The sequence below is a fragment of the Cryobacterium sp. Y82 genome, assembly GCF_002929495.1.
Taxonomy (GTDB): domain Bacteria; phylum Actinomycetota; class Actinomycetes; order Actinomycetales; family Microbacteriaceae; genus Cryobacterium; species Cryobacterium serini.
The window spans coordinates 109,502-131,635 of the sequence record NZ_PJJJ01000036.1 but is presented as its reverse complement, the minus strand read 5'-3'; the positions used below and the strand labels follow the sequence as shown (position 1 = coordinate 131,635).

22 protein-coding genes are annotated in these 22,134 nt (G+C 64.9%); 15 read left to right on the top strand and 7 right to left on the bottom strand.

Features of this window, described 5'->3' with window-relative positions; all coding sequences use genetic code 11:
• Positions 1 to 73: 73 nt before the first annotated feature.
• The 9 genes from CXY70_RS14160 to CXY70_RS17610 all read left to right on the top strand — a co-directional run bounded on the left by CXY70_RS14160 (position 74) and on the right by CXY70_RS17610 (position 8,228).
• Positions 74 to 1,054, top strand: a complete 981-nt coding sequence (locus CXY70_RS14160; protein ID WP_146066143.1) for a PIG-L deacetylase family protein — start codon at positions 74 to 76, stop codon at positions 1,052 to 1,054.
• Between the two features lie 84 nt (positions 1,055 to 1,138).
• Complete coding sequence (gene fdxA, locus CXY70_RS14155) at positions 1,139 to 1,396, top strand: ferredoxin (RefSeq protein ID WP_104192984.1); 258 nt, start codon at positions 1,139 to 1,141, stop codon at positions 1,394 to 1,396.
• 9 nt (positions 1,397 to 1,405) lie between these two features.
• Positions 1,406 to 2,506: a succinyldiaminopimelate transaminase gene (dapC, locus tag CXY70_RS14150; RefSeq protein WP_304481727.1), complete on the top strand. Its 1,101-nt coding sequence runs from the start codon at positions 1,406 to 1,408 to the stop codon at positions 2,504 to 2,506.
• Between the two features lie 231 nt (positions 2,507 to 2,737).
• Positions 2,738 to 4,024, top strand: coding sequence for a citrate synthase (locus CXY70_RS14145; protein ID WP_104193191.1), 1,287 nt, complete (start codon positions 2,738 to 2,740; stop codon positions 4,022 to 4,024).
• Positions 4,025 to 4,290: 266 nt separating this feature from the next.
• Positions 4,291 to 5,778: a nitronate monooxygenase gene (locus tag CXY70_RS14140; RefSeq protein WP_233205947.1), complete on the top strand. Its 1,488-nt coding sequence runs from the start codon at positions 4,291 to 4,293 to the stop codon at positions 5,776 to 5,778.
• Between the two features lie 414 nt (positions 5,779 to 6,192).
• On the top strand, positions 6,193 to 6,408 hold the full coding sequence (locus CXY70_RS14135) for a hypothetical protein (protein ID WP_104192982.1): 216 nt from the start codon (positions 6,193 to 6,195) through the stop codon (positions 6,406 to 6,408).
• Complete coding sequence (locus CXY70_RS17865; protein ID WP_104192981.1) at positions 6,408 to 6,938, top strand: hypothetical protein; 531 nt, start codon at positions 6,408 to 6,410, stop codon at positions 6,936 to 6,938. Before CXY70_RS14135 ends, CXY70_RS17865 begins: the two co-directional genes overlap by 1 nt.
• Before the next feature lie 2 nt (positions 6,939 to 6,940).
• Complete coding sequence (locus CXY70_RS14125; protein ID WP_104192980.1) at positions 6,941 to 7,702, top strand: DUF222 domain-containing protein; 762 nt, start codon at positions 6,941 to 6,943, stop codon at positions 7,700 to 7,702.
• The gene (locus tag CXY70_RS17610; protein WP_146066142.1) at positions 7,656 to 8,228 is read left to right on the top strand and encodes an HNH endonuclease signature motif containing protein; all 573 of its coding nucleotides are present in this window, start codon (positions 7,656 to 7,658) and stop codon (positions 8,226 to 8,228) included. The genes CXY70_RS14125 and CXY70_RS17610 overlap by 47 nt, the downstream gene beginning before the upstream one ends.
• 45 nt (positions 8,229 to 8,273) lie before the next feature.
• Here CXY70_RS17610 and CXY70_RS14120 read toward each other — a convergent pair whose 3' ends face one another.
• Both CXY70_RS14120 and dapD read right to left on the bottom strand, forming a co-directional pair.
• Positions 8,274 to 10,931, bottom strand: coding sequence for a penicillin acylase family protein (locus CXY70_RS14120; protein WP_233205946.1), 2,658 nt, complete (start codon positions 10,929 to 10,931; stop codon positions 8,274 to 8,276).
• Between the two features lie 94 nt (positions 10,932 to 11,025).
• Positions 11,026 to 12,009 carry a 2,3,4,5-tetrahydropyridine-2,6-dicarboxylate N-succinyltransferase gene (dapD, locus tag CXY70_RS14115; protein WP_104192978.1) on the bottom strand — a complete coding sequence of 328 codons (984 nt, stop codon included), beginning with the start codon at positions 12,007 to 12,009 and terminating at the stop codon, positions 11,026 to 11,028.
• 83 nt (positions 12,010 to 12,092) lie between these two features.
• Here dapD and dapE point away from each other — a divergent pair, with 83 nt between their 5' ends.
• The 3 genes from dapE (at position 12,093) to CXY70_RS14100 (ending at position 14,730) form a co-directional block, all read left to right on the top strand.
• Positions 12,093 to 13,169, top strand: a complete 1,077-nt coding sequence (gene dapE / locus CXY70_RS14110) for a succinyl-diaminopimelate desuccinylase (protein WP_104192977.1) — start codon at positions 12,093 to 12,095, stop codon at positions 13,167 to 13,169.
• A gap of 27 nt (positions 13,170 to 13,196) precedes the next feature.
• Positions 13,197 to 14,447, top strand: coding sequence for a hypothetical protein (locus CXY70_RS14105; protein ID WP_233205945.1), 1,251 nt, complete (start codon positions 13,197 to 13,199; stop codon positions 14,445 to 14,447).
• Between the two features lie 106 nt (positions 14,448 to 14,553).
• Positions 14,554 to 14,730, top strand: coding sequence for a DUF3117 domain-containing protein (locus CXY70_RS14100; protein ID WP_104193188.1), 177 nt, complete (start codon positions 14,554 to 14,556; stop codon positions 14,728 to 14,730).
• A 73-nt stretch (positions 14,731 to 14,803) separates the two neighbouring features.
• Here CXY70_RS14100 and CXY70_RS14095 read toward each other — a convergent pair whose 3' ends face one another.
• Positions 14,804 to 15,436 (bottom strand): O-methyltransferase, encoded by a 633-nt coding sequence (locus CXY70_RS14095; protein ID WP_104192976.1) that lies wholly within the window; start codon positions 15,434 to 15,436, stop codon positions 14,804 to 14,806.
• Positions 15,437 to 15,522: 86 nt separating this feature from the next.
• On the opposite strand from CXY70_RS14095, the gene CXY70_RS14090 reads away from it, so the two are divergent.
• Together CXY70_RS14090 and ppk2 are read left to right on the top strand one after the other, a co-directional pair.
• Positions 15,523 to 15,912, top strand: a complete 390-nt coding sequence (locus CXY70_RS14090) for a sec-independent translocase (RefSeq protein ID WP_104193187.1) — start codon at positions 15,523 to 15,525, stop codon at positions 15,910 to 15,912.
• 43 nt (positions 15,913 to 15,955) lie between these two features.
• Positions 15,956 to 16,777, top strand: coding sequence for a polyphosphate kinase 2 (gene ppk2, locus CXY70_RS14085; protein WP_104192975.1), 822 nt, complete (start codon positions 15,956 to 15,958; stop codon positions 16,775 to 16,777).
• 3 nt (positions 16,778 to 16,780) lie between these two features.
• On the opposite strand, the gene CXY70_RS14080 is transcribed toward ppk2, so the two are convergent.
• From CXY70_RS14080 to CXY70_RS14070, 3 genes are read right to left on the bottom strand one after another with little or no spacing between them, the layout of a single operon-like run.
• Complete coding sequence (locus tag CXY70_RS14080) at positions 16,781 to 17,932, bottom strand: Mrp/NBP35 family ATP-binding protein (protein WP_104192974.1); 1,152 nt, start codon at positions 17,930 to 17,932, stop codon at positions 16,781 to 16,783.
• Positions 17,929 to 18,495, bottom strand: coding sequence for a DUF1003 domain-containing protein (locus CXY70_RS14075; protein WP_104192973.1), 567 nt, complete (start codon positions 18,493 to 18,495; stop codon positions 17,929 to 17,931). Before CXY70_RS14075 ends, CXY70_RS14080 begins: the two co-directional genes overlap by 4 nt.
• Positions 18,482 to 19,813 (bottom strand): magnesium transporter MgtE N-terminal domain-containing protein, encoded by a 1,332-nt coding sequence (locus tag CXY70_RS14070; protein WP_104192972.1) that lies wholly within the window; start codon positions 19,811 to 19,813, stop codon positions 18,482 to 18,484. The genes CXY70_RS14075 and CXY70_RS14070 overlap by 14 nt, the downstream gene beginning before the upstream one ends.
• A gap of 151 nt (positions 19,814 to 19,964) precedes the next feature.
• On the opposite strand from CXY70_RS14070, the gene CXY70_RS14065 reads away from it, so the two are divergent.
• Positions 19,965 to 20,504: a general stress protein gene (locus tag CXY70_RS14065; protein ID WP_104192971.1), complete on the top strand. Its 540-nt coding sequence runs from the start codon at positions 19,965 to 19,967 to the stop codon at positions 20,502 to 20,504.
• Positions 20,505 to 20,575: 71 nt separating this feature from the next.
• On the opposite strand, the gene CXY70_RS14060 is transcribed toward CXY70_RS14065, so the two are convergent.
• On the bottom strand, positions 20,576 to 22,120 hold the full coding sequence (locus tag CXY70_RS14060; protein ID WP_104192970.1) for an aminopeptidase P family protein: 1,545 nt from the start codon (positions 22,118 to 22,120) through the stop codon (positions 20,576 to 20,578).
• Positions 22,121 to 22,134 lie beyond the last annotated feature (14 nt).

The window sequence follows — 22,134 nt, the reverse complement described above, 5'->3', positions numbered from 1 at the left end:
ATCGTGTCTAGTTATGATTTATTTCGGGGACAGATAGTACCCGGCAAGACGAACAACCCGCAGAGCAGAAACGGTGCGTACGCCCATGGTCATGTCCGGCAGCGGCGAGCGAATCCTGTTCGTGCATGCCCGGCCCGGCGACGAATCCGCTCTTACCGGCGGCACGATCGCCCGGCTGTGCGCCGATGGATCCCGGGTGGTTGTGCTCTACGCTGTCGCTCACACCGAAACGGATGCCGCGATCTCCGCGGCGCTGGCCGAACTCGGGGCGCGTGTCTGGCATCGCTTGCCGCAGGCCTCCGCGCAGGCCTCCGCGCAGGAATTCGAATCGACCGTTCGAGGGGCCATTGACGCACTCGACGCGACCGCAGTTGTTGTCGGCACCGTCGATGACGGTCTGCGTGTGGTCGCGCAGGCCGCCGCGCACGAGGCCGGTCTGCCGGTGTTTCTGGCCTGCACGGTTCGGCAGGCGGCCGGCCAGCGTCTCATCGCAATCGACGTCGGCGCGCACCTCGACCAGAAACTGCGCGCACTCTCGCACTTTCCCGCGCGCTGGACCCTGGCCGAGCGCACTCGCGTCCTGGCTGACGGGGCCACCGATGTCGTCACCGACACCGAAACGTTCCTGAGAACGGATGCCCCGCGCACAGCGCTGCCCGCGCCCACCGAACGACCCGCTCGCCCGACCCTGACAAACCGGTCTTTGGGCGGTCTCGGCGGACTGCTTCTGGGCATCCTCTTTGGTGTGCTGGGAACGATCGCTCACCAGGTCACCCTGACCCTGTTCGGTGTGGCGCTTCCGATCGGCCTGGCAATCGCGTTCGTTGGCATAGGCGCGTTACTGCTCGGGCTGCGGCTTGTAGTGGGGGACAGGTTCGTGGTGGGCCTCGCCGCGACGGGATTGCTCCTGACCATTTTTGTGCTCTCACTGCGCGGTTCCGGAGGGTCGGTCCTGGTGCCGGCTGGCTGGCCCGGAACCCTGTGGACCGTTGTTCCTGCGCTGATCGCGGCTTTCGTGCTGGCCTGGCCGAAACTTCCACCGCGCCGACCCTAGCCGCACCGCGTCATACGGAAAAGGGGCCTGACCGAGGGGGCGTAGAATCAGAAGTCCGCTCTTGAAGGGAATCCCCAGNGCCCGGTGGACTGCATTTATGAGGGCGAACGCTCGCTCTATATCCATCCTGACGAGTGCGTCGACTGCGGGGCCTGCGAACCGGTCTGCCCGGTCGAGGCCATCTACTACGAAGATGACCTGCCCGAACAGTGGGCCGACTACTACAAAGCCAACGTTGAATTCTTCGATGACATCGGCTCCCCGGGAGGCGCCGCCAAGATCGGCGTGCTCGCCAAGGACCACCCCGTCATCTCCGCACTGCCCCCGCAGGTTGCGCACTAAGCGATTTTCGTGCTGAAGCCGCTGCCGGATTACCCCTGGGATCAGATGGTGCCTTTCGCGACCCAGGCACGGCAACACGCCGACGGCATTGTCGACCTGTCGATCGGTTCGCCGGTCGATGCCACGCCCGACGTGGTACAGCATGCGCTGCGCTCTGCAACGGATGCCCACGCCTACCCGCAAACCGTCGGTACGCCCGCCCTGCAGCAGGCGATCATCGCCTGGTATGCAAGGCGCCGCGGTGTCACCGGCCTCGAACCGAAGAACGTGTTGCCCACGATCGGTTCCAAGGAGCTCGTGGCTCTCATGCCGTTCATGCTTGGCCTCGGCGAGGGCGACACGATCGTGCACCCGCGGGCGGCCTACCCGACCTATGCGATCGGTGCCGCTATCTCCGGCGCGGCGGCCCTGGCCTCTGACGATCCGGCCGAGTGGCCCGAATCGACCAAGCTGATCTGGCTGAACAGCCCCGGAAACCCGGACGGCCGAGTGTTGTCGGTCGATCACCTGCGCGCTGCTGTTGCCCGCGCCCGCGAACTCGACGCGGTCATCGTGAGCGATGAGTGTTACGCCGAGCTCGGCTGGGACGCCCCCTGGGACGCTGAGGCGATCCCGAGCATCCTCGACCCCCGAGTTATTGACGGCGACCGACGCAACATCGTTGCGATCTACTCGCTGAGCAAGCAGTCCAACATGGCCGGCTATCGAGCAGCCTTCGCGGCCGGCTGCAGCGGCGTACTGAAGCGGCTGCTGACCGTGCGCAAGCATGCCGGCCTCATGCTTCCGGCGCCCCTGCAGGAGGCAATGATCGCCGCTCTCGGCGACGACGAGCACGTTGCCGTGCAGAAGGAGCGCTATCGCGCACGCCGCGCCGCGCTGCGTCCGGCGCTGGAGGCGGCCGGCTTTCGCATCGATCAGAGCGAAGCCGGGCTCTACCTGTGGGCGACCGAGGGACGTCCCGCATGGCAATCCATCGAACGGATGGCCGACCTAGGCATTCTGGCCGGTCCCGGTCCGTTCTATGGCGATGTCTACCCCGAGCACGTGCGATTCTCGCTCACCGCGACCGACGAGCGTATCGCCGCGGCCGTGGCACGCTTGTTGGTCTAAAACAGGGTCTGTTTGGGCGGAGGTCTGTAGACTTCCACCAACGAACCGCGCGAAGTCTTAGCTGATGCAACAGTAGGTGGTCAGGCCGATTAGGCTGTAGTCGCGGCGGAATCGACCACAGCAGCTTCATCACTTGCCGATTCAGTGACGCGTCGCCACATTTCATCCGGCAGAGATACCCGAGGAGGCTCCGTGACCGACGTCGCGCAGCAGACAACATCCGGCGAACCGATGAGCGCTGACCCCAACAAGGTCACCATCACTTTCCCCGGCGGGAGTGCAGAGTTCCCGATCCTGACCAGTGTGGACGGCGTGTCGAGCATCGACATCTCCACCCTGACGAAGAAGACCGGCCTCACCACGCTGGACTACGGTTTCGTGAACACGGCGGCAACCCGCTCCGCGATCACCTACATCGACGGTGACGCCGGCATCCTGCGCTATCGCGGGTATCCGATCGAACAGATCGCCCAGAACTCGAACTTCCTCGAGACGGCCTGGCTGCTGATTCACGGTGATTTGCCCAGCGCGAGCGAACTGGCCAACTTCGACGATCGCATCCGTCATCACACGCTGTTGCACGAAGACATGCGTCGGTTCTTTGATTCCCTACCGCACAAGGCGCACCCGATGAGCGTTCTCGCGTCGGGCGTCTCGGCCCTGTCCACGTTCTACCAGGACTCGCTCGACCCGAAGGACCCGGAGCAGGTCGAGATTTCGACCATCCGTCTGCTGGCCAAGCTGCCGGTCATGGCCGCCTACGCGCACAAGAAGAGCGTCGGGCAGGCGTTTCTCTACCCCGACAACTCCCTGAGCTTCGTCGATAACTTTCTCAAGCTCAACTTCGGCAACATGGCCGAGCCCTACGAGATCAACCCTGTCGTCAGCAAGGCCCTTGAACGCCTGCTCATGCTTCACGAAGACCACGAGCAGAACGCGTCGACCTCGACGGTGCGCATGGTTGGCTCAACCGAGGCCAACCTGTTTGCGTCGGTCTCCTCCGGCATCAACGCGCTGTTTGGACCGCTGCACGGCGGAGCCAACGAAGCCGTGCTGGCGATGCTCGGTGAGATCCAGGCATCCGGTCAGGGCGTCGAAAAGTACGTCGAACGCGTCAAGAATAAAGAACACGGCGTGAAGCTCATGGGCTTCGGGCACCGGGTCTACAAAAACTACGACCCGCGCGCCACCCTGGTTAAGGAGAGCGCCCACGAGGTGCTGGCTGCTCTCGGCGTCAAAGACGACCTGCTCGACATTGCTCAGGAACTCGAGCACATCGCGCTCAACGACGATTACTTCAAGGAACGTCGCCTGTACCCCAATGTCGATTTCTACACCGGTGTCATTTACAAGGCGATGGGCTTTCCGACGCGCATGTTCACCGTGCTCTTCGCGATCGGGCGTCTGCCCGGCTGGGTCGCGCACTGGCGCGAGATGAACGAGGATCCGGCTACCAAGATCGGTCGCCCGCAGCAGCTCTATGTGGGCTCTCCGGCGCGAGACTACCCGCTGCGGTAGCACCGCTTTTTATTCAGCGGCTTGATCCACGGGCGTTGCATTGATGGCGTTACGGCCGGTTCCTTGGCGACTTTACTTCGTTGACAACGGATGCGTCGCCTTTCGCCGCCCACCGTTCGCCTACGTCGTTCACCTTTCGTCTTCGTCGTTCACCTTTCGTCGGATTTGGAATGGATCGGTGGAACGTATTCGGGAGGCGGAATATGCACGGGAATACGCTTTGAGAGGGCGCCCAGCCGAGGTGTCCGTCACTGAAAGGTTCGCCCATGACTGTGCTTGAGATGACTGCGCCCGCGACACTCGCGACGGCAACCCCCACGACTGCGCGCCCGACGCAGACCCTGCCGACTATCATCCAGGGCGGCATGGGCGTTGCCGTATCATCGTGGCAGCTCGCCCGAGCGGTGTCGAAAGCGGGGCAGCTCGGTGTCGTCAGCGGGACCGCTCTCGACACGGTGATCGCTCGGCGCCTGCAGGACGGCGACGCGGGTGGCCACGTGCGCCGAGCGTTGGCTCACTTCCCGGTTCCGGCCCTCGCCGACCGGGTACTGCGGAAGTACCTTCGCCTCGGCGGTCGCGGCCCTGGGATTCCGTACCTTCCCCTCGCCAAGGTCAGCCAGCATCCGCTCGCAAAATCGCTTGAGCTGAGTGTCGTGGCCAACTTCGTTGAAGTCTGGCTGGCCAAGGAGGGCCACGATGGTCTGGTCGGTATCAATTTTCTCGAGAAGGTGCAGTTGGCCACTCCGAGCGCGGCCTACGGCGCGATGTTGGCCGGTGTCGACTATGTGCTGATGGGGGCGGGAATTCCGGCCGAGATCCCTGCGCTGCTGACCGGACTGGCCCAGCACGAGACCCGGGCGCTCGACCTGCACGTCGAGAACTCCACCACCAGGTACTCCGTCGAGTTCAATCCAGAAGCCCTGACCGGTGGAGGACTGCAGCCGTTACACCGGCCTCGTTTTCTGGCGATCGTCGCTGCCCATGTGCTCGCTGTGTACCTGACCCGGGAGGAGTCGACCCGTCCCGACGGTTTCATCATTGAAGGGCCGCGGGCCGGCGGGCACAACGCTCCGCCGCGCGGACGCGGCGTACTCGACGACGACGGCCAGCCGGTCTATGGCCCCCGGGATGACGCCGATCTGGCGAAGGTCGCAGCGGTCGGCCTGCCGTTCTGGGTCGCCGGCGGTTACGGCACCCCCGAGCGGGTCAGTGAAGCCCTCGCAATCGGCGCCGCCGGCGTTCAGGTGGGAACGCTGTTCGCCCTCGCGGCCGAATCCGGCCTCGACGAGACCCTTCGGGAGCAGCTGCTCCGCCAAATCGACGACCAGGGGCTGGAGATTCGTACCGATCCGCTGGCGTCCTCGACGGGATTCCCGTTCAAAGTCGCGACGCTGCCCGGAACCTTGTCCGACGACACCCTGTACGAAGAGCGCCCGCGCCTGTGCGATCTCGGTTATCTGCGGGTGCCGTACGAACGCGCCCCCGGAGTGCTCGGTTATCGTTGCCCGGCCGAACCGGTCGCGACGTTTGTGCGCAAGGGCGGTTCCAGCGACGAAGCCGCCGGCCGCAAATGCCTGTGCAACGCCCTCACGGCCAACGTCGGACTCAGCCAGACCCGGCGAGATGGATACGAGGAGTTGCCGTTGGTCACTCTCGGTACTGACCTCGACGGGGTCAACGCGTTTCGTGCCGCGCACCCCCAAGGCTGGTCCGCCACCGAAGCTGTAGCCTACCTCGAGTCTAAATCTCGATAGCGGCCTACGAACTGAACCGGCGCAGTGCGGGTTCAGTCGGGCGCTACCTCCGGACAGCGGGGCACGGAACGGTCCGAGCGATTGAGTTCTCGGGCGAGGTGGCGGTAATTGGAGGCGGGGCGCTACCGCTGGGACGAGCGCAACCAGTGCGTGGTGGTACACCTTTCGGTATCGAGCCCGTGCTGAATGGAAGTGGTAGCTATACTGGCGGGTCAGCAGCCTGGTCCGCGTGGGTCTCTCGACCTTGGGTCGACGACGAGCGCCGTGACTTTCTGGCCCTTGGGAACATTTTTATGGGTATTCTTTGGCGGATTTCTCCCGTTTAGTGCTTGTATAGGTGATTTTTCCTCGGGAGTGTCGGTGGTCGGGTGTTGAGTTGAATCATGACCAACTTGGCGATGGAGCTCACCCCGGGTGGCGGCCGGTGTCGCCGCGCTCGGCGGCTCCAGTGCCGAATTCTTTGGTCTGAATGATGCCGAGGTACTCGCTGCGCGTGGTCCGATCGCGGATCTGCTGCGACTCAGCCACACGGTGGCGGCGTTGCTGGCGGGCACCATCGCCGAGCGGCCCGGCCGCAACTGGGCCAGTCGGGTTTGGCGTCGCGGCACGGGTATGGCAACCCGACACTGATGGTGCAGCACGCCACCGGTCCCAGCCGCATCGGGGCTGGTCGGCTGCTCGCCATTGGGGTGCTGATGAGCGAGACCGAAGAGGCTGAACGCCGCGCGGTCGAGGTGCGGGAGGCCGAGCGTAGGGCGGTGCGTGCCACGCAGGCTGCGGCTGAGGCCGCCGCGAGGGAAGCGGCTGTGGCGTCGGCCGACGCACAGCGGGAGGCGGAGTGGCAAGGCGCCCAGTGGGAGGCACGGGAGGCAGATCGGGCGGCAGTCCGGGCTGAGTTGAACCCCGATCAGCCGCTCCCCGACGCCCTGCCCCGCCCGGTCTTGCCGGTTGTCGCAGCGGGCCCGGCCGTGCCGGCCGTGCCGGTCGTGCTGGTCGCACCGGTGGTGCCGGTGCTGCAGCCGGTCGTCGTTCCCTGGCAGGCACCGATCATGCACGCCGTCGCTGCTGGTGCTTTCTCACCCGGCGTCGGCGATGCCCTGCTTCGTGGGCTGGGCACCCTCGACCAGGCCATCACCGCTGACAGGCTCGCCTCTGCCTAGGCGTGCTGCTCGTCGACGCCCCCGGAATAAATACCGAGCAGGCCTTCAAACGAGCCAGGCGCTTGCGTGACGAGCTGGATGCGGCCGGTATTTTGGCGAGGGAGAAGCAGGCGCGCGATGATACGACGTGGTCGCTCTGGCGTCGGGCCGACGGCATGGTGACCCTGCACGCACTGCTACCGGCGGAGCAGGGCGAAATGTGGATAGCAACCTACGACGCCCTGACCAGTCCGCGGCGTGGCGGGGTGCGGTTTGTCGATCCGGAACGGGCAGCGTGGGCGAAGAGCGTCAAAGACGACCCACGCACGTTCGATCAGATCGCCGCGGATTCCTTCACCCAACTTCTCAAACTCGGCGCTGATGCTGACCCCAACACACTCTTCGGCGGGCACCGCCCGGCGGTGCGGGTCATCGTCACCGAACACGATCGCCCCACCACTATCCACGCTCCGGTTGCAGACGCGAGTGCCGCAACCGAGCGTGGTGCGAGCAATGAGGCCGGTCAAGCCACCGAGACAACCGAGAACGCCGCGCTCGTCACGGCTGCAAAGAGCGGTAACAGCGCGGCGTCCGCACGAACCTCCGAGACTGATGGCATCAGCGGGGAGACACTAAGGGTCACGCTCGAGGGCAGCGTAACGGACGTTGAAACGGGCAGTGAAACGGGCGTTGCGACCGGCAGCATGATGGACACCGAAATGGGCAGCGAAACGGGCAGTGAAACAGGTGACGAGCCGGCCACCGGGCGGGACGTCGAGTGGTGAGTCTGGTGGACGGGGCACCGGAAACGCCCGGGCGGCCCGCATCAGAAAGACGTTCGGATATTTCGAAGGCAACCCGGCGACGGTTTCGGGGGAGACGATTTCCCGCCAACTGTGCGATGCGGGCTATCGCGGTATTCTGTTCAGTCAGGCCGGGCAGCCCCTGAACGTTGGACGTGAGCAACGACTCTTCAACCGTGAGCAACGCAGGGCTTTGGCGGTGCGCGACGGCGGATGCCGCTGGCCCGACTGTGAGCAACCGTCGTCGTGGACCGAGGCGCACCACATCGAAAACTGGCTTGATCTAGGACTTTCCAATATCGATCACGCCATACTATTTTGTGCGCACCACCACCTGTTACTCCACAATCGGCACTGGAAGGTGCTTATGCTCAACGACCAATATTGGCTGCAACCGCCGGTCGAGATCGATCTTGAGCAAGCGCTGATTGCCCTGCCGAGCAAGAACCCCCTCATGGACGTGCCCGTGCAGCTCGACGGCGCCAAGGACGACGACCCGAGTGGCTGACATCGCAGGCTACGGCGATGGAGAACGGTGGACTCGGTCGCGGCCCTAAGAGGCCGGCTCCAGTGTCAGCGTGTTGGTTGCGGTGACGTTGATGGCGGCCGGGGTGAACAGCCACGGCCGCGTCTCATGGTCGCGCCAGAGCGGCGCCTGGTCGGTGTAGTTGGGGTGGAAAGCGTGCCCGGATGCCCCGGTGAGGTTGATCCAGGTGGAGTCGTCGAAATTCTCCAGGCTGACCACCTGTCGCATCGACGGTACCCAGTCCACCTGGTAGCCCTGGGTGGCATCCCAGCCGACCGCGTTGACGACGGCTGAACCTCCGGCGAGCTCGTACGGCCCGCGGTTGAAGAGCCATTCCAGCGGGGCAATTCCGGACTTGCCGAAGCTCTGGTTGGTGAGCTCAAGGGTATGGATGCTGCCCCACTGCCATTCGGTCGGGTTCGATCCCATGAGGTCGACAGCCTCCACCGAGGCATCCGTCATCACTCGCCGCAGCGTGCTCTCCTGCCCGACGGTTCCGTAGGCGCCGTTGGACCACCAGGGGGAGTTCGGCTCAGCGAGCAGGCTCGTGACCACGGAGAAGGCACGATCACCGCCGGTGAGCGCAGCGCCGGCGTCGATCTTGCCGGTAAACATGTCGTGCAAAAGAGTGCTCCAGATCACGTTGAAGTACGCGGCGGCGGCGCTGTCGGCGTCCATCTGGTAGTCCCAGCCGTCGAGTAGCGTCTGCGCTTCGGCGGCGTCGCCGGTGAGTCGCACCTGCTGCAGGGCCGGCACCAGGGCCGCTGCGATGGCGCTGTAGTTGTCACCCTGAATGTCGCTCATCAGCTCTGCGGTCAGCGGGGTTTTCGTGGCAATGAGGGTTTGCAGCCGAGCCGTGATTTGGTTCGCCCGATAGCCCAGATCCCAATCGGCGGTCAATAGGTACGGGTAGCTCTGATCGACAGCCGCGTTATTGGCCGTGACGATGTATCCGCTCGGCGGATTGAACGTGCTGGGCAGGGCGTCAAAGGGAATGTACCCGGTCCAGCCATACTGGCTGGTCCAGCCCGGCACCGGAAGGGTGCCGTTGCCGCTGGCCCGAATGGGGATAAGCCCGGGCGCCTGATAGCCGATGTTTCCGTCGACGTCGGCATAGGTCAGGTTTTGCGCCGGCACCTCGAACAGGGCGGCCGCGGCGCGAAAACTGGTCCAGTCGGTCGCCTGGTTCAGGGCGAAAATGGCGGCCGCCGTGCGCCCCGGCGTGAGCGCCGTCCATTGCAATGACAGCTCATAGGTCGTCTGGTCAGCACCCGCCGCGGCGATCGGGGCTGGAGGTAACCCTGCCGCCTCTGGAAAGTCACTTGCGATCTGCGGGTAGGTGGTGCCCTCGAACCCGCTCAGCAGCGGCCCGTGTCCGGTCGAGCGAATCTCGATCTTGACGTCGTCACCGCCGGCGACGGAGATCTTTTCGTCGCGCAGCAGCAGGGGCTGGAGAACGCCGTCGAATTCGTAGCTATCGCCGGTGACCTTCTCGACATAGAGATCAGCGACGTCGGGGCCAAGGTTGGTGAAACCCCAGGCGATGCGCTCGTTGTGGCCGATGATCACGCCGGGCATTCCCGAAAAACTGTACCCGGCTACGTCGAACGGGCAGTCTGTGGTGATCGACTGGCAGCGCAACCCCACCTGGTACCAGACCGAGGGCAGTGCAGGGCCGAGGTGCGGATCATTGGCGAGCAGGGGCTTGCCGGTGTCGGTGAGGGCACCGGCAACGACCCAGGAATTGGAACCGATCTCCCCGCCGGCCGGCCCGAGCAATTCCGGAACCGACCCGAGGTGCGCGCGCAACTCGGTGAGGGCCCCCGCGTACGAATCGATGGAACCGGCGCCGGATGCACCTGGCGCGGTGCTCGAGGTGACGCTACCGGCGGCGGCGGCGGGGACATCCGTTGAATCAACGTTCGGCGCAGCGGCCGGTGCCCCGGCCGACGGCACGATGACGGTTTGACTGCCGGTTATGGTGGGGTGCTGGTCGGCCGGAAAGCTCGGGTGCAGTTGGCTCACCTCGGTGGGCGTGAGCGTCGACGACAACAGCGCGCGGTCGATCTCGTCGTCGAGGTTGGAACGGAGGTCCCAGGCCATGGCTTTTAGCCACGCGACGGAGTCGGACGGGGTCCAGGGTTCCACTTCATAACCGGGGTTCTGCAGGCCCAAGACGGCATACTCGAGCGAGAGGTCGGCGCCCTGATAGGTGTCGAGGTAGGCGTTTACGCCATCGGCGTAGGCCTGGTAATAGCCGAGTGTCACCGGGTCGAGCAGGGCAACTTCCTGCTCGGCGACGGCTCGCCAGCCAAGCGTGCGCACGAATGTGTCGGTGCCGACCTGGCTTTCTCCGAACAGTTCCGACAATCGCCCGCTCGTCACGTGCCGGCGAAAGTCCATCTCCCAGAACCGGTCCTGCGCATGCACGTAGCCCTCGGCGAGAAAGAGGTCGGCAGCGGTCTTCGCTGTGATCTGGGGAATTCCGGCGTCGTCGCGTGTGACCGTGACCGTGTCGGTGAGCCCCGCGATGTCGATGGTTCCTGCCAGCGTCGGAAAGGACCGCGTGACGGTCCAGACACCTAGGCCCGCGGTGACTACAACCAGGCTGACGACGATACCGAGCACAATCATTAATCGCCGAACGCGACGGTGCCCCTTGCTGCGCGGTGCGTCGGTGCCCACATCACTCCCTCGCGACTTGTGCGATCCCCACCCGAGCGGAGGCCGCTACCCGGATGCTAGCGGAACCCACCGACATCCGCTCGGCGGCAGGAGTCTAGGCGTGCAGCGCGGCGTTCAGCGTGATGCCGCTGCCACTGCGGGCGAGCACCTCGACGGCGCCCGAGATGGAGTTGCGGCGAAACAGCAGGTTTGGAACGCCGGAAAGTTCCACAGCCTTCACCGTCGGCTGGATGCCGTCGGCTGTGACGGTTTCGCCCACGAGAACGACCTTGGTGCCGGCCGTGACGTAAAGCCCGGCTTCCACAACGCTGTCGTCGCCGATCGGGATACCAACGCCGGAGTTGGCGCCGAGCAGGGCGCGGGCGCCGATCGAGATACGCTGCGTTCCACCGCCGGACAGGGTGCCCATAATGGATGCTCCGCCACCGATATCGGCGCCGTTACCGACCACGACACCCTGCGAGATCCGGCCCTCGACCATGGAGGAGCCGAGGGTTCCGGCATTGTAATTCACGAAGCCCTCGTGCATCACCGTGGTACCCGGGGCGAGGTGGGCGCCGAGCCGCACGCGGGAAGCATCCGCTATTCTCACGCCGACCGGAAGGACGTAGTCGAGCAGCGGTGGAAATTTGTCGACGCCGCTGGCCTGGATGCCGGCGCGCTGCAGGGTCGGGCGTAGCCGGGCAAAGTCGGCCGGCAGCATCGGACCGGCATTGGTCCAGACCACGGTGGGCAGGTGCGCGAAGATGCCGTCGAGGTTGATGCTGTTGGGCACAACGAGAAGGTGGGAGAGCAGGTGCAGCCGCAGGTAGGCATCCGAGGTGCTCGCCGGCGCCGCATCGAGAGTGATTTCCACGGTGATGGCCTCAAGGCGCACCGCGCGTCGGGCGTCGTCGCCAGCGGCTTCGCACAGTTCCGCCGGAACGATCCAGCGGTCGCGACCGGTCGGGAGGGAGCCCAGTACGGGGGACGGAAACCAGGTGTCGAGTACGGTGCCATCGACGGCGACGGTGGCGAGACCGTACCCCCAGGCCTGGGTCGGTGCGGCTGGGGCGTTTTCGGTAACAACGGAGGGCATACCTCTAGATTAGTAGGGTGACTTCTACGACTCCGGCCCCCGCCGCTCCAGCCAGCGCCTCCGCACGGCCGGCACAGCTCACCGTGCTCGACCTGACGGCGACGTCGATCGACCTGACCCGGCAAATCTGCGACATGGAGTCGGTGTCGGGCAACGAGTCCGTCCTTGCTGACGCGATCGTGGCCGCGCTCGAAGGTTTCGATCACCTCGAGATAATTCGGGATGGCGACACCGTCGTCGCCCGCACCAACCTTGGACGCGCCCAGCGCGTCGTCATCGCCGGCCACATCGACACGGTTCCGCTCAACGACAACCTGCCCACCCGGTACGAGACCATCGAGGGCACCGAGTATCTCTGGGGCCGCGGCACCGTCGATATGAAGGCCGGCGTGGCCGTGCAGCTCAAGCTCGCGGCCGAACTGAGCGACCCCGGGGTCGACGTGACTTGGATGTGGTATGACCACGAAGAGGTATCCGACGACCTCAACGGCCTCGGCCGCCTCGCGCGCAACCGTCCCGACCTCTTCGCCGGTGACTTCGCCATCCTCGGCGAACCGACTCGGAGCCGGGTCGAGGGCGGCTGCAACGGCAACCTGCGCGTGGAGATTCGCACCTTCGGGCTGCGCTCGCACTCAGCGCGCAGCTGGGTTGGCGATAACGCCATCCACACAGCCGCCCCTATCCTCAATATTCTGGCCGGGTACGAGGCGCGCGAGGTCGAGGTCGAGGGCCTCGTCTATCGCGAAGGCCTCAACGCTGTCGGCATCACCGGCGGCGTCGCCGGCAATATCATCCCCGACGAGTGCATGGTGCACGTCAACTACCGCTTCGCCCCGAGCCGCAGCGGCGACGAGGCCGTCGCCCATCTACGCGAGCTCTTCGCCGGCTACGACCTCACCGTCGTCGACCGGGCCGAGGGCGCCCGCCCCGGCCTCGATGCCCCGCTCGCCCGCGAATTCCTCGCCGCTGTCGGTGGCGTGGCCACGCCAAAATATGGCTGGACCGACGTCGCTCGCTTTTCGGCCTTGGGAGTTCCGGCCGTCAACTACGGGCCGGGTGACCCGCTCAAGGCGCACGCCGACGACGAACGCGTCGCCGTGGCCGAGATCACGGCCTGCGAGAAGGGCCTGCGCGACTGGCTGAGCGCATCCGTTCGGTAGCGCAGCGACAGCGCAATGACTGAGCGGATGTTCCGCCCCCGCACCCAGGCTGCCCGCCGCCACCCCGTTCGTCGCCAGCCCGCCCGCCGGTTGCCGGCCGTCTGGCACGCCCGCTATAGGCTGACCCCGTGGTGGGGCAAAGTGCTCGTGGTCTGGGCGCTATCGCGACTGGTCACAACGATGCTCATTCTCGTGCTGGCGAGCGTGCAGGGCCCGAACGCCTGGACCGGTGCGAGCCCGAAATACACCGATTTTGCGACCATGTGGGACGGGCGCTGGTACAACATCGTCGCGGTGCTCGGCTATCCGAGCGTGCTGCCGATCACCGACACCGGCCAGATCGGCGAAAATGCCTGGGCGTTCATGCCCGGCTATCCGGTCGTGGCCAGGCTCCTCATGGAGCTGACCAACTTTGCATGGGCGCCCGTGGCTGTGTTCGTGTCGGTTGTCTTCAGCCTCGGTACAGCTCTGCTGTTCTACCGTCTGATGACGCGCGTGCAGCCGCCGAACACGGCCTTGTTTTCGGTCGTGCTGTTCTGCGCCGCCCCGCTATCGCCGATTCTGCAGTTTGCCTATGCCGAATCGATGTATCTATTTTTTCTGACCCTCGCCCTCTACCTGCTGTTGGAGCGCCGCTACTGGCTGCTCTACCCCGTCATCGCGGTCATGGCCCTGACCCGGCCAAGCGGGCTCGCATTCGCCCTCGCCCTTGGCCTGCACGTGATCTACCGTTTCGTCACGCGATTTCGCGACCCGTTTCCCGGGCGAGAGCGGATGCTGGCGGCGTCTGTCGCCCTGTTCAGCGCGCTGATGGGGCTGGCCTGGCCGATCGCGGCCTGGGCGGCCACCGGAGACTCGATGGCGTACACCGACACGGAGCTGGCCTGGCGGGCCCCGTACATCGGTTACGTGGAGCTCGTGCCGTTCACCGCGTGGTTCCAGGGGGGAACCTGGTGGCTCGGCAGCCCATGGGGGATCGTCGTGGTCACCGCCCTCATTCTGGCCTTCGCCCTGCTCCTGTTCATGCCGGCCGTGCGCCGGCTCGGTGTGGATCTGCGGTTGTGGCTGGCTAGCTATGGCCTGTACCTGCTCGCAGTTTTCTTTCCGCAATCGAGCACGTTTCGGCTTCTCATGCCGATGTTTCCGGTGCTCGGCGCGGCCGCGTTGCCGCGCAGCCGGGTCTACCGGGTGGCGATCGTATTGCTTTTCGTGGCCGGCCAATGGGGCTGGCTGCTGATCTGTTGGGGCGTCGACGGGTATGACTGGACACCCCCCTAAAGACTAGGCATGAACGACTGAATCTGACACTGAGTCCGACCCGAATTTACGTCTCGGGCCCAGATAGTCGATAATGGGTATACAAAGACGAATGGAAGGGGAGTTCATGGCGGCCATGAAGCCACGGACCGGAGACGGGCCAATGGAGGCTGTAAAAGAGGGGCGCCTGATCATCGTGCGTGTACCGCTCGAAGGTGGCGGTCGGCTCGTTGTCTCAGTCAACGACGCTGAGGCCAGGGAACTTCACGATGCACTCGCCGGGGTTGTCGCTGCAGCGAAGTAGCCTCGTGTTCCTGTAGGTAACAGCAGAACGGCCGCGCAGTCAATGTGCGGCCGTTCTGCTGTGTGCAGGCGCGTCAGGCGCGCAGCTTGGTGATCTGCAGCAGGCCGTCGCCGACGGGGGAGAGCGCACTGATGACCGCGCTCGACGCGGCAATTTCGGTCAGCAGCGTGCGGAAGCCCGTCGCGACATCGTCGCGCTGGGCCGGGTCGGCGACCCGGCCTCGCCAGAGGGCGTGCGCGACGAGCACGGTGCCGCCCGGACGGGCCAGGCGCAGTCCGTGTTCGACGTATTCGATGACCGACTGCGGGTCGGCATCAATGAACACAATGTCGTAAGAATTCTCGTTCATGCGAGGCAGGACCTCGCTGGCCTTGCCCGTGATCAGGCGCACCCGGTTGGCTGGAACCTTTGCCTCGGCGAAGTTCGCCTTGGCGTGTTGCAGGTGATCGACCTCGGTGTCGATCGACGTGAGGGTGGCGCCAGGCGCCCCGGTCAACAGCCAGATGCCCGAAACTCCGGCCCCTGTGCCAACCTCGAGGATACTGCGTGCCCCGGTAGCAGCGGCCAGAACGGCCGATTGCGCACCGACCGCGGGCGTTATCGCGTCGATTCCCAGCTCGAGGGATTGCTGGCGCGCTCGAATAATGGCTTCGGACTCCACGACACAGTCGTCAGAGAATTTCCAGTTCAGTTCAATGTCAGACACAAATAACTCCAGTAGATGATTAGGTCAAGACTAGGGCCGTGGTGCGTGTGGTCTGGGGATGCCTCGCCGGGCGCTACTCTAAGGACATGTTTGGGCTGACGTTCGAGAAGATTCTTCTTATCGGGATCATCGCTGTCTTCTTGCTTGGCCCCGATAAGCTACCGCACTATGCCGCCCAGCTGGGTCGTCTCGTGCGGCAGCTCCGCGACATGGCCAACGGTGCCAAAGATCGTATGCGCGATGAAATGGGCCCGGAGTTCGACGATCTGGACTGGAAAAAACTGGACCCGCGCCAGTATGACCCGCGCCGCATCATCCGGGAAGCCCTCGCCGACGAAGACCCGTTCAAGGATCAGTCCGCGACGATTTCACGCGCCGAGCCCAATCCTGAGGGCGCCTACCTAAAACGTAAGCGTGCGAGGGATGCTGCTTTGACCGCGCTCGAGCTGGCCCCGTTCGATTCCGAATCCACGTAACTGCCAGGCGTTCGCGCACAGCGAAGAGCAGAAGGAGACGTTGATGTCTGAGGTCAAGAAGCTCAAACGCGTCAAGAAGAACGTCTACGAGGCCGAGCTCGCCCGGCTGCAGGCCGAATTGGTCACGATGCAGCAATGGGTAAAGTCGTCCGGTGCCCGGGTCGTGGTGATCTTCGAGGGCCGCGACGCCGCCGGCAAGGGGTCGGCGATCAAGCGCATCACCCAGTACCTCAATCCACGTGTTGCGCGCGTGGTAGCCCTGCCGATGCCCACCGAACGCCAGCGCGGCCAATGGTATTTTCAGCGCTACATCGAGCACCTGCCCTCGATTGGTGAGATCGTTCTGATGGACCGCTCCTGGTACAACCGAGCCGGCGTTGAACGCGTCATGGGCTACTGCACGAGTGATGAATACCGTCGGTTTCTGCACCAGGCCCCCCTGTTCGAACGGATGCTGGTCGAAGACGGAATCCTGCTGGTCAAATATTGGTTTTCAGTGTCTGACCTGGAACAGGAACGGCGTTTTCGTTCACGCCTAAAAGATCCGATGCGTCGGTGGAAGCTGTCCGAGACCGATGTGCTGTCGATCACCAAGTGGGTGGACTATTCCAAGGCGAAAGACGAGATGTTCGTGCACACCGACATTGCCGAAGCGCCCTGGTGGGTGGTGGAGAGTGAAGACAAGCGGGCTAGCCGGCTGAACGCGATCAGCCACCTGCTCTCGCTCGTGCCCTACGAGAAAACTGACCCGCCCAAGGTACACATTCCAAAGCGCCCACCGGACTCCGACTATGAGCGGCCGCCGCGCGAGATGAACCACCAGGTTCCCGACCACGCGGCGACCCTGGTCAAGCCCGAGGACTAGGCGTCAGCGGGGCGTGAGTCCGAGGCTGAGACCGGCCAGGCTCCTGGCACGCGTCTTCATACTGTGGGCGAGCTCCAGAATGGCGCGGGCCGAGGGGTCATCCGGCGCGCCGAGTACGATCGGCAGGCCGGCATCCCCGCCGCTTCGCAGCGCCACGCTCAGCGGAATCTGCGCGAGCACCGGCACCGGTGCCGTCTGGCCGACGGAGAGACGCCTGGCCACTTCGGCGCCGCCGCCCGAACCGAACAGTTCGAGCAGGCTGCCGTCGGCCTGCACCATCGCCGACATGTTCTCGATCACGCCATAGACGCTCTGCCCGGTCTGCCGGGCCACGATTCCGCTGCGCTCGGCAACATCGGCCGCCGCAGCCTGCGGGGTAGTCACGACGATGACCTCGGCGTGTGGCAAAAGCTGCCCCACCGTGATGGCGACGTCCCCGGTACCGGGCGGCAGGTCGAGCAGCAGCACGTCGAGATCACCGAAATACACGTCGGTCAGAAACTGTTTGATCGTGCGGTGCAGCATCGGGCCGCGCCACGCGACCGCCGCCGACGCATCGTCGATGAACATGCCGATCGAGATGACCTTCACGTTATGTGCGATCGGCGGCAGGATCATGTCGCCCACCTGGGTCGGTTTGACCGCGAGCCCGTTGTGCACGAGGCCGAGCAGGCCGGGAATGCTGAAACCGTGCACGTCGGCGTCGACGATCCCCACGCGCAGTCCCTCTCCGGCCAAAGCGACGGCCAGGTTGGCGGTGACGGTGGACTTGCCGACGCCGCCCTTGCCGCTCGTGATCGCGTAGACCCTGGTGAGCGACTCCGGGCCGAACTGCACGCTGCGTTGCACCTGCCCGCCGCGCAGTTTTTCGGTGAGCGCGGTGCGCTGCTCGCGCGTCATGACGGCGACCTCGACGCTCGCACGGCCCACCCCCGACACCGATTCGGCGGCGGCGAGAACATCGCTCTCGATGCGTGCAGCGGCCGGACAACCGGCAATGGTCAAGCGGATACCGACGCTCACCCGCCCGGTGTCGCTCACCGTCACCCCCGAGACCATGTCGAGCTCGGTGATGGGCTTGCGAATCTCCGGGTCGGTCACCCCGGCAAGGGCGGCGAAAACACGGGCGCGGATGGCATCGGAAGCAGAATTCATGCGGTGGGGCGGCTTTCCGTAGTGCTGTTGTCAGTTTCGTCGTCTGGGCGGCTGCGCTCGTCACTGCGCTCATCCAGGTGTTCAAGCAGTCCGCGCAGTTCCGCGCGGATGAAATCCTTTGAGGCCATGTCCTTGATCGCGATGCGCAGAGCCACGACCTCCCTGGCCAGGTATTCGGTATCGGCGAGGGTGCGTTCTGCGCGCTGCCGGTCCTGCTCGAACTGCACCCGGTCGCGGTCGTCCTGCCGGTTCTGGGCGAGCAAGATCATCGGAGCCGCATAGGACGCCTGCATCGATAAGACGAGGGTCAGTGCGATGAACCCGAGCGCGACGGAGTCGAAGCGCCACTCCACCGGTGCCAGGGTGTTCCAAGTGATCCAGGAAACGGCGAACAGGGTGAGGCCGAGCAGAAACCACGGGGTTCCCATACCGCGCGCGATCGCCTCGGTGAACCGGCCGAACCGGTCTCGGCTGTGGCCGGTGCGCCCGAGACCCACAAGGTTGCTTGAGCGCAGTCCCTTCGGCGCATCGAGGCGCAGGTCGACGCGGTTATTGCGGGCCACGAGTTGTCCTTTGCGCTCCGGGCAGCGGGATACTGCCGGTTCTCAGCTCGCTGCGGGCCGCCGCACGGCGCCGCACGTCATCGTTGCCATCGTGGCTGCGCCAGTCGTCGGGGAGTAGATAATCGAGCACGTCATCAATCGTGACCACCCCGACCAGTCGGTAATTCTCGTCGACGACGGGCACCGAGACGAGGTCGTAGCTTGCCAGGATGCGGCTGACTTCGGCGGCCGAGGTGTCGGCGGTCACCGGGTCCAGCCCGGCGTCGAGCAGCGTGCCGAGGCGTTCGTGGGGCGGGTAGCGCAGCATCCGCTGAAAATGCACCATGCCCAGAAAGCGGCCGGTAGGCGCTTCGTAGGGCGGGAGGGTGACGCAGATCGCCGCGCCGAGCGCCGGTGCCAGGTCGTGGCGACGGATGCGGGCGAGCCCCTCGGCGACGGTGGCGTCGGCCGAGACGATGATCGGCTCGGTCGTCATGAGCCCGCCAGCGGTGTCGGGAGCGTAGGAGAGCAGAAAACGCACGTCCTCGGCCTCTTCGGGCTCCATCAGGTCGAGCAGCTGCTCACCGCGCTCCTCGGGCAGTTGGGCGATGAGGTCGGCCGCGTCGTCTGGCTGCATCTGGTCGAGAACATCGGCGGCGCGGGCGTCGCCAAGGCTGGTCAAAATGCCGACCTGATCGGTTTCGGGCATCTCCTCGAGTACATCGGCGAGGCGATCGTCGGGCAGTTCACCGGCCACCTCGAACATGCGCTCACGGGGCAGGTCGAGCAGGGTGTTGGCGAGGTCGGCCGGTTTAAGGTCGGAATAGGTAGCGATGAGGTGCTCGGCGGACTGCGCCTGGCCCTTGGTCTCTTTCTCGTGCACGTCGGCCCAGGTCGTGAAAGTCGTGACACCCTTGACGAAGGGGGAGGCGCTGGTCTTGGGCCGGCGCACGAACAGCTGGCTGATCGCCCAGTCGGCCTCTGTACCTTCCTTGATTGCAACGTCCTCGATCGTGGCCTCGCCAGAGCCGTCGTTGAAGACCACTTTGCGGCCGAGCAATTCGGCGATGACCCGTACTTCACCGCCGCGCTGCTCGTAGCGGCGCACGTTGATCAGGCCGGTCGTGATGATCTGGCCGCTGCCGATGCTGGTGACCCGATTGATCGATACAAACACGCGCCGTTTGCCTGGAATCTCCACGATCAGGCCGACGACACTGGGCGGGTCGTTTTTTCGATACACCACAAGAACATCGCGCACCTTGCCGACGCGGTCGCCCGCAGGGTCGAAAACAATGCACCCGGCCAGTCGGGCAACAAAAACTCTGGTGGCACTCACATAACAAATCTAGGCCACCGGCGCGATAATACGGCCACCGCGCGGTGCCCCGGTGCGAATGTCACAGCTTGAATGTCACCGTGCGATCCCACACCCGAACATCGCTGATTCGGCACATTTCATAATCAGCACGGCATGGAAGAATGGCGCAATGAGCAATCAGAGCCTTTTTTCCCGACGCCGCCCGGTGCTTCCTCCTGTGTTGCCGCGCGGGGAGGTGCTCGCCACCTATGGCACCTATGCCGACGCGCAAGCCGCCGTCGATACGCTCGCCAAGGCCGATTTCCCAGTGAAACAGCTCTCGATCGTGGGCAACGACCTCAAGAGTGTCGAGCGCGTGACCGGCAAACTCACCTACGGCCGGGTCGCGCTCGCTGGAGCGGCATCCGGTGCCTGGCTCGGGATCTTCTTTGGCATTCTGTTCTTTCTGTTCTCGCCCACCGGGTCAAGCCTGCCGTTCGTTTTCGCAGCACTCATCATGGGTGCCGGATTCGGCATGCTGCTGGGTATCGTGAGCTATGCCATCAACCGGCGTCGGCGCGACTTCACCTCGACCATGCAGGTCATTGCGACCAGCTATCAGATCATCGTCGACGTCGAATTGGTCAACCGGGCGCGAAACGTGCTCGGTGGCGTTTCGAACGAACCGGCAGCTCCGTCGCACCCCGAAGCCCCGGCAAACCCGGAGTAAATCGGGCGGCAGCGCAAAAGAGCACCAGAACAGCGGCGCTGAATGGTGATCTTTGCGCTCCCTCGGTCAAGTTAGCGCTGGGCTGCGGCGATCCAGGCCTCGACCTCTGTGGCGGTGCGGGGGATGGCTGCTGAGAGGTTCTCGCCACCGGCCTCGGTCACCAGGATGTCATCCTCGATTCGCACGCCGATGCCGCGGAACTCCGCCGGAACGGTGAGGTCGTCTGGCTGAAAGTACAGTCCGGGTTCGATGGTGAAGACCATGCCCGGTTCGAGCACTGCGTCTAAGTACATATCGCGGCGCGCCTGCGCGCAGTCGTGCACGTCGATGCCGAGGTGGTGGCTGGTGCCGTGCACCATGTAACGACGGTGCTGACCGTTCTCCGGCTGCAGGGCCTCTTCGGCGGTGACCGGGAGCATGCCCCACTCGGCGGTGCGCCGGGCGATCACGGCCATTGCCGCGGCGTGCACCTCACGAAACACAGCGCCGGGGCGAACGACGGCGAAGGCGGCATCCGCTGCCTCTCGCACTGTCTCGTAAACCAGACGCTGCACTTCGGTGTAGACACCATTATTCGGCAAGGTGCGGGTGATGTCGGCGGTGTAATAGCTGTCGAGTTCCACTCCGGCATCAATGAGCATAAGGTCGCCGGGAGCGACGGCGCCGTCATTGCGGGTCCAATGCAGGATGCACGCGTGCGGTCCGGAGGCTGCGATGGTGTCATAGCCGACAGTGTTGCCGTCGGTGCGGGCCCGGGTGTTGAAGACGCCCTCCACCAGCCGCTCGCCGCGGGCGTGCTGGCGCGACCGGGGCAGATCGGCGATGACATCGTCGAAGCCGCGGGCTGTTGCTGCGATGGCGAGGCGCATCTGCGCGATTTCAAAGGCGTCTTTCACGAGGCGCAGCTCGGAGAGATCGCGGGCCAAACCGGCGTCGGGCTCGTGCTCGGCGTTGATCTCGATGCTGAACGGTGAGTCCGTGGCGTTGCTTCCGAGCACCCGCTCGGCGGCGAAACGCAGGCGGGCCTCGTCGACCTGGTCGGTGAAGGTCGGGTCGGCTTCACGTAGTACGAGCGTTTCGCTGTCCACTGTGCTCAGCACGCCAGCGAGTTCGGCGATACCTCGCACATGGAGAGCAAGGTCGCTCGCTACCTGGGCGACCGAGGGGCGCGGACCGATCCAAAATTCGCCGATGTCAGGATTGGCGTAGAACTCGTCGGAGTCGCGGCCGGCTCGTTCCCGAAAGTACAGGGTCGCGTCGTGGCCGCCGGCCGCTGCCGGTTCGAGCACGAGTACGGCGCCGGGTTCGCTGTCACTGCCCCAACCGGTGAGATGGGCGAAGGCGGAATGCGCACGGAACGCGTAATCGGTGTCGTTGGAGCGCTGCTTCAAGCGGCCAGCCGGAATGATCAGGCGCTGTCCCGGGTACGCAGCCGAGAGTCGTTCGCGGCGCGCGGCGGCAAAGGGCGCCTGCTCGCGGGCGTCAGTAAGCACATCCGTACGATCGGCCCAGCCGCTCGCGATGAACGATTTAAAGCCGGTAGACCCGGGAGTCGTCGATCGGTTCTCGTTCGAACGCGCAGCGGGGATAAGAGTGGGAGCAGTGATATCAGCCATCTCACTATTCTCGC